This is a genomic window from Paenibacillus wynnii (assembly GCF_030812855.1).
In the GTDB taxonomy this organism is placed as follows: Bacteria; Bacillota; Bacilli; order Paenibacillales; family Paenibacillaceae; genus Paenibacillus_AQ; species Paenibacillus_AQ wynnii_A.
Window position 1 is genome coordinate 104,496 of record NZ_JAUSTK010000014.1, and the last position, 15,955, is coordinate 120,450.

Here is a 15,955-nt window from a genome sequence, read left to right on the forward strand (position 1 = left end):
CTAATTGAAAAAATCCAACCTTTAGGGTTATTAGAACGTCAGATCTATATTGTAACAAATGAATTCGAAGTAACGCAAGGACGTCAGCTGTTCAACTCCCCCGTCCTTTTAGGTTTCCTGATTATTTCTGATCGCTTTCGCCACTTTAATTGCACTCCATACAACTATTTCCGCATCTGCCTACCTCAAACTTCAGTTAGTTGCACTTTTTACATCTATTTTGGTGGTGCAGGCTCTTTTAGAGGTTGTTAGCTGATTTTAGTTGTATAAAGTACATCTAAACCGCTAATTTGTTAAAAAGAGAGTCGTTTAGTTGTACAAAGTACAATTAAACCGGAGTCGGGACGTGCGAAGTGGCATAATGGGGGGCGATATGAGTGGTGGGGGCGGTTGGAGTGGTGGTAATCGCTTCAGTAATATTTAAAAGAGCGTTGTTCCCTAACCGAGGGAACAACGCTCAATAGTAATGGATTATGTTTGTTTTTTCTTCCTACGTCCGCCGCCGTTGCCGCCTGGAGCATTATCGCTCCGCTTAGCAGCAGCTGGATTGTCGGTGTTTTCTCCGTTGCCCGGTGTTACGGACTGGCCGATGAAGACGCCGCCGTTCTTTGGCTTTCTCTTACGGCGGGCTTTGCCTTCTGTACCGCTGTTAGCGCGGTCAGGGGTGCCACCGCCGTTGGGTCCACGATCCTCGCGGCTGCGGAATCTGGTGTTACGGTCAAAGCCGAGGGATTCTTCCCCGCCCGGACCTCCGTAACCGCCTTTGCCGGAGCCGAAGCCGAAGTTAATACCACGGCCTCCGTTGGCACCGGAGCCGTTCGTTGCCGGCACGCCGGCACGCTCACGCGCTGCCGCCGGTCCAGTGCCGCGCTGCGCGCCTGCGCCTTCTATGCCGGGCAGTTGCGCCACGGCACCGCTTGCGCCCTCGCCGGCGCCTTGCACGCGCTTGCGCTTGCCGCGCCCGCCCGCCGCACTGCCTGCGGCGCCACCGGCCGCTCCGCGCGGCCCTTCACCAACGCGGGCTTTGCCCCCCGCGTCCGCTCTGCCCGGGCCTGCGGCCCCGGGCTTGCCCTTACCGCCGCGGCCTTTGCCATTGCCGCCGCCGACCTTACCCCCAGCGGCAGCTTTGCCGAGGCTGCTGCCGTTGCCGTTGCGGCCGCCGTTGCCCCCGCGGCCGCCGTTAAAGCCACCTCTGCGGTGCTCGCCCTCCGCACGCGGTTTCATGTCGACCAACTCGAAGTCTATCGTGTGTTCGTCCATGTTGACCTTAGCGACTCGGATCTTAACCTCGTCCCCAATACGGAACACCTTCGAGGTGCGCTCGCCAATGAGCGCCATATGAGCTTCGTCGAAGTGGTAGTAATCGTCTGTCAGCGCGCTGAGACGAATGAGGCCTTCGACTGTGTTATCCAGCTCGATGAACATCCCGAAGCTGGTCACACTGCTGATCATGGCATCGAATTCCTCGCCTACCTTGTCCTTCATGTATTCACACTTCTTCAGCTGCTCCGTATCCCGCTCGGCTTCCACCGCAACACGTTCACGTTCGGATGATTGCTGGGCAATGTCCGGCATCCGGCTGGACAAGTACTCGTGCCGCTTCTCGCTCAGGGCACCGCCATTCTCAAGAACCTCACGCATTACACGGTGGATCACCAAATCGGGATAGCGCCGGATCGGAGAAGTAAAGTGAGAGTAATATTCAGCAGCCAATCCAAAATGGCCTGTGCTCTCGGCATCATACTTCGCTTGTTTCATCGAGCGCAGCATCATTGTGCTGATAACCGTCTGCTCTTTAGTACCTTGAATCTGCTCCAGAAGATCCTGCAAAGCCCGCGGATGTACCGAATTGCCACGACCCTTGACATGGTAGCCAAAATTAGCTGCAAAGGCCATAAAGTTCTGGAGTTTCTCTGGATCCGGATTTTCATGTATCCGGTATAGGAATGGAACCTTCAGCCAGTGGAAATGCTCTGCAACCGTTTCGTTAGCTGCAAGCATGAATTCCTCGATAATCTGCTCCGCGACAGAACGCTCACGTTTTACAATATCAATGGCCTTGCCGTTCTCATCCACAATGATTTTGCTTTCTTCAAAGTCAAAATCGACAGCTCCGCGCCGCATCCGGGCATCGCGCAGCTTCATCGCAAGCTCCTTCATCAGACGGAAATCCTCGATCAGAGGGCTGTAGCGTTCCAACAGCTCCGGATCCTCATCCTCCACAATTTTGCGGACGTTCGAGTAGGTCATTCTTTCTTTGGTTCGAATTACGCTCGTGAAGACATCGTGCTTCACAACCTTCATATGCTCATTAAATTCCATTTCGCAAGACATCGTCAGCCGGTCTACCTGCGGATTTAAGCTGCAAATCCCGTTAGACAAACGATGCGGCAGCATCGGAATTACGCGGTCAACCAAATACACGCTGCAGCCGCGATCGTAAGCTTCTTTATCCAGTTCCGAGCTCTCACGAACATAATACCCAACATCCGCTATATGAACGCCCAGCTTGTAATTTCCATTCTCTAGACGCTCCACGTTAACAGCATCATCTAGATCTTTGGCATCTTCGCCATCGATGGTGACAATATTAAGCCCACGTAGGTCACGGCGTCCCTGCTGTATGATTTCTTCATCCGTAATGGAGTCAGGGGCTTGGTTCGCCTCATTCATAACCTCATCCGGGAATCCCTCCGGCAGTTGGTGCTTACGGATAATGGATAGAATATCCACACCCGGGTCATCCTTGTGACCTAGAATTTCAACAATTTCACCCTCTGCAGCCGAACGGCCCTCCGGATAATTCACGATTCGAACAACGACCTTCTCGCCGTCTACCGCGCCCTTAAATGACTCTCTCGGGATAAAAATATCACGATTAATCCGTTTGTCATCCGGCAGTACAAAACCGTAAGTCTCAAAGCTTTGGAATACACCGACGGTTTGCAGCACTCCTCTTTTAACAATCCTTACCACTTCGCCTTCCATCCGGCCACCGGACGGACTTTTCCCGGTCACTCGTACCAACACGATATCACCGTTCATCGTTCCTTTTAAATCATTGGCATGAATGTAGACATCCGGGTGATCCCGATCGTCAGGAATGAGAAAAGCAAAACCTTTGGCATGAGCCTGCAGACGCCCTCTCACTAAATCCATACGTTCCGGAACACCATAAGCGGCACTACGGGTCAATACAATTCGTCCATCCTGTTCTAGAGCAAGCAACAGTTCTTCGAACGCCTTGAACTGAAGATCATCGCTAAGAGCGAAATGGCTCACTAACTCGTCATAAGGCATTGGCTTATAAGCGGTTTCCCGCATAAAATCAAGTAGTATTTCTTCTGTTATCATGTTCGTCACCTCGGCCTCCATGGCAGCCTTTAGCCGCCAGTATATATGTATGTCTTGTCCTACTGCACAAAAAAACCTACAAGTAAATTTTACCTTTATAATACTTCATACCCTAGTATACACGAAATCAATCTCCGGCATCCCTGTTCCTGCAATCTAAAGATTAAACCTTGTAAAATTACAACAAAAAAACCTTCACCCATCCCATACAGAAGAGAGCGAAGGTTTATTTAAATAGTAATTAGTCGATAAAAACAGCTGCAAGGATTGCCATGATAAAGAATCCTGCTGCCAGTCCAACTGTTACACGTTGCAGTACGAGCTCCATACCACGTGCCTTAGATTTACCGAAGAGATGCTCAGCACCGCCGGAGATGGCACCGGAAAGACCTGCGCTTTTCCCTTTTTGCAGAAGAACGACCGCAATAAGACCGACGGAAAAAACTAGGAGCATTACTTTCAAAAAGATATCCATTCACTTCCACCTCCTACGCCTAAGCATCACTATCTATGCTAATTTTAGTTTTCACGATTCATAAACAGCATTTTTATTTTAACATAAGAAGGAAGGTAATACAACAGCCTAACTGCTGATGCCGCCTATAATCACTTTATTTTTTACCGAAAAAAAGGCCTGCCGAAATCGGCAGGCCTTTCATAGGCTTTGGTTAAGAAAGCCTATTATCTTTTGAGGTTGTAGAAAGATTTCATACCGTCGTATTGAGCCAGTTCACCCAGTTCATCTTCAATGCGAAGCAATTGGTTGTACTTAGCAACACGGTCTGTACGGGAAGGAGCACCTGTTTTGATTTGACCAGCATTAGTCGCTACTGCGATGTCAGCGATTGTGCTATCTTCGGATTCACCTGAACGGTGAGAGATAACTGCTGTGTAACCGGCACGTTTAGCCATTTCGATAGCATCGAAAGTTTCAGTCAATGTACCAATTTGGTTAACCTTAACCAGGATAGAGTTACCGATACCTTTTTCGATACCTGTTGCAAGACGCTCAGTGTTAGTAACGAACAAGTCGTCACCAACCAATTGGACTTTGTCGCCCAATTTTTCAGTAAGCAATTTCCAGCCATCCCAGTCGTCTTCGGACATACCGTCTTCGATTGTGATGATTGGGTATTTCTCAACCCAAGAAGCAAGAAGGTCAACATACTCAGCGGAAGTGTAAGATTTACCTTCGCCAGCAAGTGTGTATTTACCGTCTTTGTAGAACTCAGTAGAAGCAACGTCCATACCCAGGAATACGTCAACACCTGGTTTATAACCTGCTTTTTCGATCGCTTCGATGATTGTAGTAATAGCTTCTTCATTCGAACCAAGGTTCGGTGCGAAACCACCTTCGTCACCTACAGCTGTGTTCAAGCCTTTGGAGCTAAGTACGGATTTCAAGTTGTGGAAGATTTCTGCACCGATGCGAAGAGCTTCTTTGAAGCTTGGAGCGCCTACAGGAAGAACCATGAATTCTTGAACGTCGATGTTGTTGTCGGCATGCTCACCACCGTTGATGATGTTCATCATTGGTACTGGAAGAGTTTTAGCGTTGAATCCGCCCAGGTATACGTACAAAGGAATATCCAAAGCTGTTGCTGCTGCACGAGCTACGGCCATGGATACAGCCAGGATTGCGTTAGCGCCGAGCTTACCTTTGTTGTGAGTACCATCAAGGGTGATCATCAATTTGTCGATACCCACTTGGTCAAGAGCGTCCATACCGATTACTTCTGGAGCGATAATTTCATTTACGTTCTCAACAGCTTTCAGAACGCCTTTGCCCATGTAACGGGATTTGTCGCCATCACGAAGCTCTACAGCTTCATGAGCGCCAGTGGAAGCGCCGGAAGGAACGATAGCGCGGCCTTTAGCACCGGATTCAAGATAAACGTCAACCTCTACAGTTGGGTTACCGCGGGAGTCGAGGACTTCGCGAGCATACACATCAGAAATAATAGTCATGTAATTTAGTCTCCTTTTAACTTTTGTTTTTTGGTATTAATTGATGAACCAGATAGGAATGGGATTACTTACGGCTGGCAATCATGGATTGTCCGGTCATTTCCACAGGTTGCGGAAGTCCCATCAGATCCAGAATCGTCGGTGCTACGTCTGCAAGAATACCGGAATCACGCAGTACAACATTCTCAGATGTAAGAATGAAAGGAACTGGGTTCGTAGTATGAGCTGTGAACGGACGACCGTTCTCGTCAAATACCATATCCGCATTACCATGATCCGCGATAATGATTGCAACGCCGCCTTTAGCGACTACTGCATCCACTACCATACCCACACATTCATCCGTAACTTCAACAGCCTTAATTGTTGGCTCCAGCATACCGGAGTGTCCAACCATATCAGGGTTAGCAAAGTTCAGGATAATGGCATCTTGTCTATCAGCTTCAATTTCTGCTACGCAGGCCGCCGCCACTTCGTAAGCACTCATCTCTGGCTGCAAGTCATAAGTTGCCACTTTAGGGGAGTTAATCAGAATGCGGGTTTCACCAGGAAGCTCCTCATCACGTCCACCGCTGAAGAAGAAGGTAACATGCGGGTACTTTTCAGTTTCCGCGATGCGCAACTGCTTCTTGTTCTGTTGTACAAGCACTTCACCTAATGTGTTATCCAAATTCTTCGGAGAATAGGCAACGAAGCCTTGCACCGTTTCACTGAACGTGGTCAAGCATACGAAGTGTAGATTTTGCGGGAACAGGGGTCCACGATCAAAACCGCGGAAATCCTGGTTCGTGAATACTTGCGACAGTTGGATGGCACGGTCAGGACGGAAGTTGAGGAACACCACGGAATCGCCGCTCTCAACTGCTGTTACTGGCTTACCTTCGCTGTCTACGATTACACTTGGCTCAACAAATTCATCATACACAGAATTCTGGTAAGAAGAAGTGATCGCCTGAAGTGCATCGGTATATTTCGGGCCTTCGCCATAAACCATAGCGCGGTAGGCCTTTTCAACACGTTCCCAACGCTTGTCACGGTCCATCGCGAAATAACGTCCGGATACGGTAGCAATTGTTCCTACGCCGACTTCCTCAATCTTGAGAATCAGATCTTGGACGAACTTTTGTCCGCTGTCGGGAGCTACGTCGCGGCCATCCATGAATGCATGGATATATACTTCATGCATATCTTCTTTCTTAGCAAGATCCAGCATGGCAAACAAGTGTTTAATATGGCTATGTACCCCTCCGTCGGATACAAGCGCATACAGGTGAAGCTTTTTGCCGGTTGATTTAGCATTTCTTACTGCAGCAACCAGCGTTTCGTTCTCGAAGAACTCTCCGTCACGGATAGATTTGTCAATGCGAGTCAAATCCTGATATACGATTCGTCCTGCTCCAATATTCAAATGGCCAACTTCGGAGTTGCCCATTTGCCCTTCCGGAAGACCAACAGCTTCACCGCAAGCGGTAAGAGTTGTGTTCGGATATTGAGTCAAATAACGGTCGTAATTAGGTTTGTTAGCTTGGGCAACTGCATTGCCTTCAGCTGTGTTACGCAATCCGAAACCATCCATAATGATTAAAGCAACGGGTCTTGGTGTTGACATCGTTACAATGCCCCCTCAACTAGTGAAACGAAGGAAGCAGGTTGCAGACTGGCACCGCCAACAAGCGCGCCGTCGATATCGCTTTGGCCCATATATTCAGTTACGTTCTCAGGCTTCACGCTACCGCCGTATTGAATACGAACAACTTCAGCTGTCGCTTCATCATACAGACCTTTTACAAGGGTACGGATGTAAGCAATAACTTCGTTAGCATCTTGAGATGTAGAAGATTTACCTGTGCCAATAGCCCAGATCGGCTCGTAAGCAATAACTACTTGTGCAGCTTGTTCAGCACTGAGTCCTGCGAATGCAGCTTCAGTTTGAACTTTACACACATCTTTAGTCTGATCAGCTTCACGCTCTTCAAGCTTTTCGCCAACACAGACAATTGGAGTGATGCCGTGACGGAATGCCGCATGCATCTTTTTGTTCACGATTTCGTCAGTCTCGCCAAAATAAGCGCGACGCTCGGAGTGTCCGATGATAACATAATCCACACCGAGATCCTTCAGCATTACGCCGCTAATCTCGCCTGTGTAGGCGCCGTTATCTTCGAAGTGCAGGTTTTGTGCGCCAACCTTGATGGTTGTGCCTTTTACCGCTGCTACCAAAGCCGGCAGGTTAGTGAATGGCGCGCAGATCACAGTCTCTACGCCTTCTACTTCTGCTTGGCCTTTGATTTCGGAGATAAAGCTTTCGGCTTCCGGAACCGTTTTGAACATCTTCCAGTTTCCTGCAATAATTGGTGTTCTCATAACTTGATAGCCTCCTTCTACGTCCTACTTGTCGTTCAAAGCTTCTACGCCAGGAAGCGCCTTGCCTTCCATGAACTCGAGTGATGCGCCGCCGCCAGTGGAGATATGATCCATTTGGTCAGCCAGTTGGAATTTCTCTGCTGCAGCTGCGGAATCTCCGCCGCCGATAACAGTGTAACCTTCAGTAGTTGCACAAGCTTTAGCTACTGCAATAGTACCTTCAGCAAAAATATCGATTTCGAACACACCCATAGGTCCGTTCCAAACAACCAATTTGGAGTTTTTGATTACATCAGCATACATTGCTGCAGTTTTTGGACCGATATCCAGACCCATCCAACCTTCAGGAATATCTGCTACGTCAACCACTTTAGTGTTGGCATCAGCACCAAATTTGTCAGCGATAACTGCATCCACTGGAAGCAAGAAGTTTTTGCCAAGGGCTTTAGCCTTCTCGATGAATCCTAGAGCAGTATCGATTTTGTCGTTATCTACAAGGGAATTACCGATTTCGTGACCTTGAGCTTTAGTAAATGTAAATGCAAGGCCGCCGCCAATCAGAACATTGTCAGCCAAAGTCAGCAGGTTATCGATAACATCAATCTTGTCTTTAACTTTCGAACCGCCAATGATAGCCGTGAAAGGACGTTCCGGGTTGGAAAGAGCTTTACCTAGAACAGACAATTCCTTCTCCATCAACAGACCGGATACAGCCGGTAAGAAATGAGCGATACCTTCTGTCGAAGCATGAGCACGGTGAGCTGCGCCGAAAGCGTCATTTACGAACAGATCAGCAAGCTCAGCGAATTGCTTAGCCAGTTCAGGATCATTCTTTTCTTCACCTGGGTAGAAACGAACGTTCTCAAGAACGATTACATCGCCTTCGCCAAGTTCAGCGATTTGAGCTTTTACAGCTTCGCCAATAGCTTCATCAGCTTTAGCTACCGGTTTGCCCAGAAGTTCGGACAGACGAGTTGCTGCAGTTGTCAAACGCATGGAATCTACGAATTCGCCTTTAGGACGGCCCATATGGCTCGCAAGAATAACCTTTGCACCGTTCTCGATCAAATATTTAATTGTTGGAAGAGTTTCACGGATACGTGTATCATCGGTGATTTTTCCATCTTCTACAGGTACATTGAAATCCACCCGTACGAAAACGCGTTTACCCTTTACTTCTACATCACGAACACTTTTCTTATTCATGTCTATTTCCTCCACACCCAAAATTTATACGGTCAGGAATCCAAGGAATGTACTTTCAAGAAATATAAGCAAAGTATGAAGTTAACCTTATACTTTGCTTATTTTCTCAGAAAGAGCGGAAACAAGGACGTTCTGTTTCCGCTCCCCGAGCTGAACTTATATAAAATCAATATTACTTAGCGATTTTTGCAAAGTGCTCCAAAGTACGGATCAATTGTGCAGTGTAGGACATTTCATTGTCATACCAAGCAACTGTTTTAACCAATTGTTTGTCGCCAACAGTCAATACTTTAGTTTGTGTAGCATCAAACAGGGAACCGAAAGTGATTCCTTTGATGTCGGAAGATACGATTTCATCTTCAGTGTAACCATAAGTTTCGGAATCAGAAGCGGCTTTCATAGCTGCATTGATTTCTTCAACAGTTACATTTTTCTCAAGAACAGTAACCAATTCAGTCAGGGAACCAGTTGCTACTGGAACACGTTGAGCTGCACCGTCCAATTTGCCTTTAAGTTCAGGAATAACCAAACCGATTGCTTTAGCAGCACCAGTTGTGTTAGGGATAATGTTCTCAGCTGCTGCACGAGCGCGTCTGAAGTCGCCTTTCGCGTGTGGAGCATCCAAAGTGTTTTGGTCGCCAGTGTAAGCATGAATTGTTGTCATCAAACCTTCAACAATGCCATAGTTGTCTTGAAGAACTTTTGCCATAGGAGCCAGGCAGTTAGTTGTGCAAGAAGCACCGGAGATTACAGTTTCAGTACCATCAAGAATGTCATGGTTTACGTTGTAAACGACAGTTTTCATGTCGCCAGTAGCTGGTGCAGAGATAACTACTTTCTTAGCTCCGCCTTTCAAGTGTTTCTCAGCAGCTTCTTTAGTTGTGAAGAAACCTGTGCATTCCAGTACGATATCAACGCCGAGCTCGCCCCAAGGCAATTCTTCAGGGTTGCGGTTCGCAAGAACCTTAACATCTTTACCGTTTACTTTGAAGAAACCTTCATGAACTTCAACATCACCGTTGAAAGTTCCTTGAGTTGTATCATATTTCAACAAATGAGCAAGCATCTTAGCGTCAGTCAAGTCATTGATTGCTACCACTTCGATACCTTCTACATTTTGAATACGGCGGAATGCAAGGCGTCCAATACGTCCAAAACCATTAATACCAACTTTAACACTCATTGAATAGTTCCTCCTAGAATTCGTTTTATTTATTCAAGACAGGCCGTTAAGCTTGTCAAGACAACAAAGTTAAGTATAATGCAAAAAAACAGATTGCGCCCCCCACATAATGGAAGCTAGTGCACTAATTGTACATGTTCATCAATTTCTCTGCCAATTTCCACTGCAGCCGCCTCGTCCGTCACAAGAATATCCTCTTGCCCAAACCGGAGCATGGCGTGAATGGCTTTGGATTTGCGTTTGCCACCAGCTATACCGACTACGACTTCCGTGCGAATGATATCCTCAAGACGCAGTCCCATCGTAAGCATAGTGTGAACAACCTGACCATCTTCATTAAAATAATAACCGAATGATTCGGCTACTGCGCCTTCTTCCTGAATCTCCAAAACCGTTGCCTCATCCAGCTTCCGGCGTCGAGTCATTTCGATGGCGTCTCCAATTCCGTGAACAATAATACGTGAACGACGGATAATCTGCACAATCTCCCTTGTATTGGAATCCTGGGCAAGGGACTGGTAAGCATCCTCACCAAGCAGATCTGGAACATGCAGCAACCGGTATTGTGCTCCAACCCGTTTTGCCATTGTTGAGGCAATCGTATTGGCCTGTATCTCCATGCTTTCTCCTAATCCTCCACGAGCCGGTACGAACCAGGCATCCTTGTAAGATAGGGGTAGCGGCGGTGTAAGCTGATCCGCCATTTCGGCCAGTGTGGAGCCGCCAGTTACAGCAATCGTGTCATCACTCCGAAGTACACCAAGCAATGCTTTGGCACCTGCGCGCCCAAGCTCGCGTTTGGTGAACGGGGATGTCTCACAATCACCAGGGACAACAATTACTTTACTCAGACCGTACGTTGAGCGTATCTTCTCCTCCAGATCGTCTAGACCAAACAAGCTCTTGGCGATTGGCTCCAGCAGATCTAGCAAGCTGCGGCCAGCATCACTGATTCGCATACCCACACTGTCGATCTCGATAAGCCCCTGCGATTTCAGAAGATCTGTCTCGGCACGCAAGGTGCGCTCCGTCATGTTCAAGGAAGCGGCAAGCGTTCTGCGCCCAATAATATCGGACAGCATGATCTGATGAAGAATCGTATACCGTCTCTTAAGGGTTTCCATGAGATCAGGCAGAAGCTGCTTTTGTATTTCTAATAAGTTACGCATGCTTTCACTCCTGCAACTTCGTCTTTCTCTATTCCCTTTGTCATGGTCTTAAAATGTCCCGGGCTAACTTTTTAAGTCCCACCCATATTCTACCCAAATTTTGCCCTGAAAGCAAGTCTTCCGAGAGTAGAATTCACAACCGCCTTTCTTCTTATACATTAATAACATTAAGGGGCCCATTTATAGGGTACTAATTAACGCATAAGGTCTCCTTGAAAAAATTAACCTCAATTTAGCTTCTAAAAGAGCACGGAGATATTCCTTGCTTTTGCATCACATTTGTATTATAATAATTTCTGTTGCGCCCGTGGTCCAATGGATATGACGTAGGCCTCCGAAGCCTGAGATCCAAGTTCGATTCTTGGCGGGCGCGCCATAATTATTAATAACATGCATTTTTTAGCAAAGCCTATAATATGATTTAACCAAAGTGCCCACTGATGGCTCTTTTTTTTTGAATAAGTTTGACTTTCTTTGACTTTTTGTTTGAATTTGTTTATCATGTGGTTATTACGGTAAGAGTAACAATGAAAGAACATTCTAACAGCCAATCTCAAGGAGGTTTTCCACGTGAGTTATATTCCTATGGTCGTAGAACAAAGCAACCGCGGCGAGCGCGCTTATGACATCTATTCCCGCCTGCTGAAGGACCGCATCATTTTCCTTGGAACAGAGGTTAATGACGTGGTAGCCAATTCCATTATCGCGCAAATGCTATTTCTGGCTGCCGAGGAACCGGATAAGGACATTCATCTATATGTGAACAGTCCGGGTGGTTCCATTACTGCGGGTATGGCTATTTTTGATACAATGCAATACATTAAACCTGATGTATCTACCATCTGTGTGGGTATGGCAGCTTCCATGGGAGCCTTCCTGCTTAACGCCGGTGCCAAAGGCAAACGTTTCGCTTTGCCGAACAGTGAAATTATGATTCACCAACCTTTGGGCGGTGCTCAAGGTCAGGCATCGGACATCGAAATCCGTGCACGCCGCATTCTTAAGCTTCGCGACAAGTTGAACCGCATTTTGTCCGAACGTACCGGTCAACCGCTGGAACGGATTGAGAAGGATACAGATCGTGATTACTTCATGACTGCTGCTGAAGCAGCTGAATATGGTATCGTTGATAAGGTTATTGAGAAAACACTGCCAACCGGTGTATAAGTAATTTGAAATGAATAAGACCCCGTATCTGCCTCAAACGCAGATACGGGGTCTTTTATTAGCAGAATCTTTCATTACAACATACCGTAACCCAAATTATTTAGCTTCTCGGCAATTACATAGTGACCCCGTTTATTAGGATGAATATGATCTAAGAATAACAACTCTCTTTCATTCCCCGCAAAACTATTGTAAATGGATGCAAATCCACAACTCCGGCTATTGTACTGTGAGGCATGTCGATTGAACTGCATGACCCAATCAGACGCTTCATCAAGTCTTGGATAGGGATTATACAACCCAACAATCCGGATAATATAAAGGCTTCTGGAATTCCTTTTCAACTGCCACAATGTACCCATAATACCGTCGAAGTTCTTCTTGCATTCCTGCAAGGCATTTCGCAGCACAACCAAGGTACTCCCCTGCTGTCCCGCTGAGGATTTAGCCGCACGAATCAGGTCGTTCCCGCCAATAGATAGAGTAATAAGATCGGCTTCCTGAAGTGCTTGACGGAACATACTATTTCCGCGTAATCGCTGTTCCAGCTCTACTGTTGTTAACCCGTTTACCCCTAGATTCGTATAGACAACCTTGGAGCGCAGACTGGCCTCGGCCATCCTGCTATACACCGGCACAAACCCATTACCGGGCAGCGCGCCAAATCCTGTTGTCAGCGAATCCCCGATCGCAGTATATCGATAGCCCATCATTCTCCCCTCCCCCATTCATATGCTAAATTCATAATTTAGGATATGAGCTGGAGCCGGAATAGGTAACGGGGAGATGTCCTTAGCTGGCGTTATATATTCAGCCTATTTCAACTTAGCAAACGGGCTGGTTCCATCCGGCAGCAGTTCGGTGAATTTGAATGTGTAGGTTGGGAACCCTTGGGCGTAGGCCGTATACTCATATAACTGAAAGAAGATAACGACCTTGCCCTCTTTTAAGTAAAAGTATTTCTCGGTATTCAGACCGTTGAACCCTCCCAGATAGCCGCCCTCAGCCTTAATCAGCTTACTAAGCTTGGCATTAAGCTCTTTCTTGTAGTTGGGATTGGCTCCGAACAGATCACCCAGCAGCAGACGCTTGCCATCCTTCAGAGAGAAGGTGAAGGCGTTGCGGTAAGTCATTCCGTGGGCGCCGCCTGTATAACTATACTGCTCCGTAACCAGACTCAAGACGCCGTTTTGGTTGTAAGTAACAATATAATTGGCGTCGAACTCGTACGGGCGATCCTCTTCTGTTTTATTCGCAATATCTTTCTCTGCTGCTGCCGCAAAGCTCATTATGGTCTGCTTCAAGGTGTCATTAATAGCTTTTTGCGTATCAAGGTTGCCAAGACCGCTGATCTGCGGATAATCGAGTTTGATGTTGGCGCCTTCTTTTAACTTCACATAACTCCCCGTTGTAACGGTCAAGGCATTCTGTGGCCTAGTGAGTACATTAAGTCTACCGGAGGCTGCATTCCAATCCCCCTGATACCCCAGGTAATCATCCAAAAGACCAAAAGGCACATAAAGGCGATTATTAAGATTCATTCCGTCATACTCACGGATAAAATAATTATTCGCAGCAATCGAAACCCCATATGGGGACACCATTAACTTGATCTGCTTAATTCCTGTTCCTATTGTGTAGGTGTTCTCCGCTTTATTATAAGAAACCGGCATGTGTAGGGTGTCACGCATAAAACTTACAGGAACCCAAACTTTCCCTTCACGGTAAATCCCTTGTTGCTGCGCAATGATTCCATTAGTCTTTAATATCACTATTGAGTTATCCACTTTCTTGATTTGGGTTGTTGAACCTGCTGCAAAGCTTGTCTCTGTCCCAAGGGCTCCCCCTCCGAGCAAAACACCTAAGGCAATCATGCTAACGCCCCATTTGCGGGTACTTTTCCATAAAAAATGCATATTCCACTTCTCCTTTTTGCTGTTGCACTCGATACATCTCATTATAATAAACTGGCATAGCCCGGATGTAACAAAACGCTTTACACTTTTTTAGTAATTAGAAGCAAGATCAAACCATCTTATTACAATCCTTTAAACAAATTGAGAGGTTTAACTCACCTTCATTGAAAAGAGTAACAAAAAAGGAGGTTTGCCCCGCTATATCAGCAGAAGTAAACCTCCTATCTTACTACGAACCCTTATGGTACGGACAATCTTATTTCAATTCATACGTTACGCTAAGCATAGTGGTAATCTTTACCTCACCCGGTTGCACAGAGGTACCACCAGCGGAATCTGCCGCAGCCGCCTCCATCTTCATATTGTCATAGTAGACAGGGTTGTTGCTTACATCACTTTGAGTGACTGTGACTACTTGACCGAGACTCCGTTTTGCCGCCGTAGCAATCGCTCCTGCCTTAACATCAGCATTTGCCATGGCTTTGCCGATTACCTGTGCTTCAAAAGCAGAGGAATCTTCAACTGCGAAACGGGCATTCCCAATATTGTTCGCTCCCGCTGCGGAAGCAGCATCAAGCAATGCGCCAACCTTGGACAGATCACGGTAAGCAATTTGCAAGGTGTGGTGGGCATTATAGCCTTTAATCTGTTGGCCTTCTTTTTCACTATAGCTGTAGTTAGGCTGTACATAGAACTGAGTGCTTTGAATGTCCTTATCTGCAATCGCCCAAGTCGTCTTGAAAAGCGTTGTCAGCTTCGTGATCTTTGCACCATTACTTTTTTGAGCTTCTTGGGCGGTTGCCGCCGATGTATCCACCCCGATGGAAAGGTACACAATATCCGGCTTGATCGATAACTCTCCTTTACCGACTACGTTTACTATATTTTTCTGCACATCCTCGGCAAAAGCTTTCTCCGGACCCTTAAACGCTCCGCTCAGGCCGATCCCCCCCATAATTAAGCTTCCCGCCAGCAGCACCGATCCGAATGATTTAACCCAATTCTTCACACTTGCCATCCCCTTTCACTCTTATAAAATGTTTGTACTCTCTAGACGAGACCCTTTGGTAAAAGTTGCAATGTTTCTTTCCTCATATAAAATAAATTCTGCCGATCTATCAACGATTATGCCTCAATCCAAAACCGTTTAATCACATTACCATTTTCCTCCGTATAAATCGTATCCTCCACACCGCCATTATTACGAATCGTTTTCTCTGAACCGATATTCGTGGCGTCACAGACGACAAGAGCTTTATTTATTCCCAGTTCTTTTACCTTTAGCAGAGATTGCTTAAGGAGCTCCGTTGCATATCCCTTTTGCCTCTCCGAAGGTCGGATGCCGTAACCAATATGCCCTCCGCTGTTTAGCAGCCGTTCATTCAACCGGTGTCTTAGATTTACGGCTCCCACCACACGGTCATCAGCCGTAACTAACCAATAGGTAGAAGTGGGGACCCAACCATCCGGAAGATTCACCGCTAGCTCATTATCACGTGAACTACCTCCACTTAAACCAAAGGTTTTGAAGTGGGGGCTTCGAAAGAAAAAACTCTTTCTCTTTTATTGCTGATTCATCCACAGAGCCAACGCCCCATGTCCTCAGCCTTGAATTTGCGGTGTCCCTA

Annotated in this window: 12 protein-coding genes, 1 tRNA gene and 1 pseudogene; 2 read left to right on the forward strand and 12 right to left on the reverse strand. The window is 46.8% G+C overall.

Going from position 1 to position 15,955, the window contains the following annotated elements:
• Positions 1-471 precede the first annotated feature (471 nt).
• The 8 genes from rnr to J2T20_RS15110 form a co-directional block, all read right to left on the reverse strand.
• A complete protein-coding gene (gene rnr, locus J2T20_RS15075) occupies positions 472-3,354 on the reverse strand; it encodes a ribonuclease R (protein WP_307589692.1) in 2,883 nt (960 codons plus the stop codon).
• 241 nt (positions 3,355-3,595) lie between these two features.
• Positions 3,596-3,829, reverse strand: coding sequence for a preprotein translocase subunit SecG (gene secG / locus J2T20_RS15080; RefSeq protein WP_307589660.1), 234 nt, complete (start codon positions 3,827-3,829; stop codon positions 3,596-3,598).
• A gap of 206 nt (positions 3,830-4,035) precedes the next feature.
• Positions 4,036-5,322, reverse strand: coding sequence for a phosphopyruvate hydratase (eno, locus tag J2T20_RS15085; RefSeq protein WP_307589661.1), 1,287 nt, complete (start codon positions 5,320-5,322; stop codon positions 4,036-4,038).
• A gap of 64 nt (positions 5,323-5,386) precedes the next feature.
• Positions 5,387-6,931 (reverse strand): 2,3-bisphosphoglycerate-independent phosphoglycerate mutase, encoded by a 1,545-nt coding sequence (gene gpmI / locus J2T20_RS15090; RefSeq protein WP_307589663.1) that lies wholly within the window; start codon positions 6,929-6,931, stop codon positions 5,387-5,389.
• A gap of 2 nt (positions 6,932-6,933) precedes the next feature.
• Positions 6,934-7,686, reverse strand: coding sequence for a triose-phosphate isomerase (gene tpiA / locus J2T20_RS15095; protein ID WP_307589665.1), 753 nt, complete (start codon positions 7,684-7,686; stop codon positions 6,934-6,936).
• A 24-nt stretch (positions 7,687-7,710) separates the two neighbouring features.
• Positions 7,711-8,892, reverse strand: a complete 1,182-nt coding sequence (locus J2T20_RS15100) for a phosphoglycerate kinase (RefSeq protein ID WP_307589667.1) — start codon at positions 8,890-8,892, stop codon at positions 7,711-7,713.
• A 172-nt stretch (positions 8,893-9,064) separates the two neighbouring features.
• Complete coding sequence (gap, locus tag J2T20_RS15105; protein ID WP_307589669.1) at positions 9,065-10,075, reverse strand: type I glyceraldehyde-3-phosphate dehydrogenase; 1,011 nt, start codon at positions 10,073-10,075, stop codon at positions 9,065-9,067.
• 116 nt (positions 10,076-10,191) lie between these two features.
• Positions 10,192-11,244 (reverse strand): sugar-binding transcriptional regulator, encoded by a 1,053-nt coding sequence (locus J2T20_RS15110; RefSeq protein ID WP_307589671.1) that lies wholly within the window; start codon positions 11,242-11,244, stop codon positions 10,192-10,194.
• Positions 11,245-11,545: 301 nt separating this feature from the next.
• On the opposite strand from J2T20_RS15110, the gene J2T20_RS15115 reads away from it, so the two are divergent.
• Both J2T20_RS15115 and clpP read left to right on the forward strand, forming a co-directional pair.
• Positions 11,546-11,620, forward strand: a tRNA-Arg gene (locus tag J2T20_RS15115).
• Positions 11,621-11,814: 194 nt separating this feature from the next.
• The gene (gene clpP, locus J2T20_RS15120) at positions 11,815-12,411 is read left to right on the forward strand and encodes an ATP-dependent Clp endopeptidase proteolytic subunit ClpP (protein WP_307589674.1); all 597 of its coding nucleotides are present in this window, start codon (positions 11,815-11,817) and stop codon (positions 12,409-12,411) included.
• A 74-nt stretch (positions 12,412-12,485) separates the two neighbouring features.
• On the opposite strand, the gene J2T20_RS15125 is transcribed toward clpP, so the two are convergent.
• The 4 genes and pseudogenes from J2T20_RS15125 to J2T20_RS15140 form a co-directional block, all read right to left on the reverse strand.
• On the reverse strand, positions 12,486-13,124 hold the full coding sequence (locus J2T20_RS15125) for a GDSL-type esterase/lipase family protein (protein ID WP_307589676.1): 639 nt from the start codon (positions 13,122-13,124) through the stop codon (positions 12,486-12,488).
• A gap of 102 nt (positions 13,125-13,226) precedes the next feature.
• Entirely contained in the window at positions 13,227-14,327 is a 1,101-nt protein-coding gene (locus J2T20_RS15130; RefSeq protein ID WP_307589678.1) for a PdaC/SigV domain-containing protein, read from the reverse strand.
• Between the two features lie 256 nt (positions 14,328-14,583).
• Complete coding sequence (locus tag J2T20_RS15135) at positions 14,584-15,336, reverse strand: SIMPL domain-containing protein (protein ID WP_307589681.1); 753 nt, start codon at positions 15,334-15,336, stop codon at positions 14,584-14,586.
• Between the two features lie 116 nt (positions 15,337-15,452).
• Positions 15,453-15,797: pseudogene (locus tag J2T20_RS15140) on the reverse strand (GNAT family N-acetyltransferase); the annotation flags it as partial.
• Positions 15,798-15,955 lie beyond the last annotated feature (158 nt).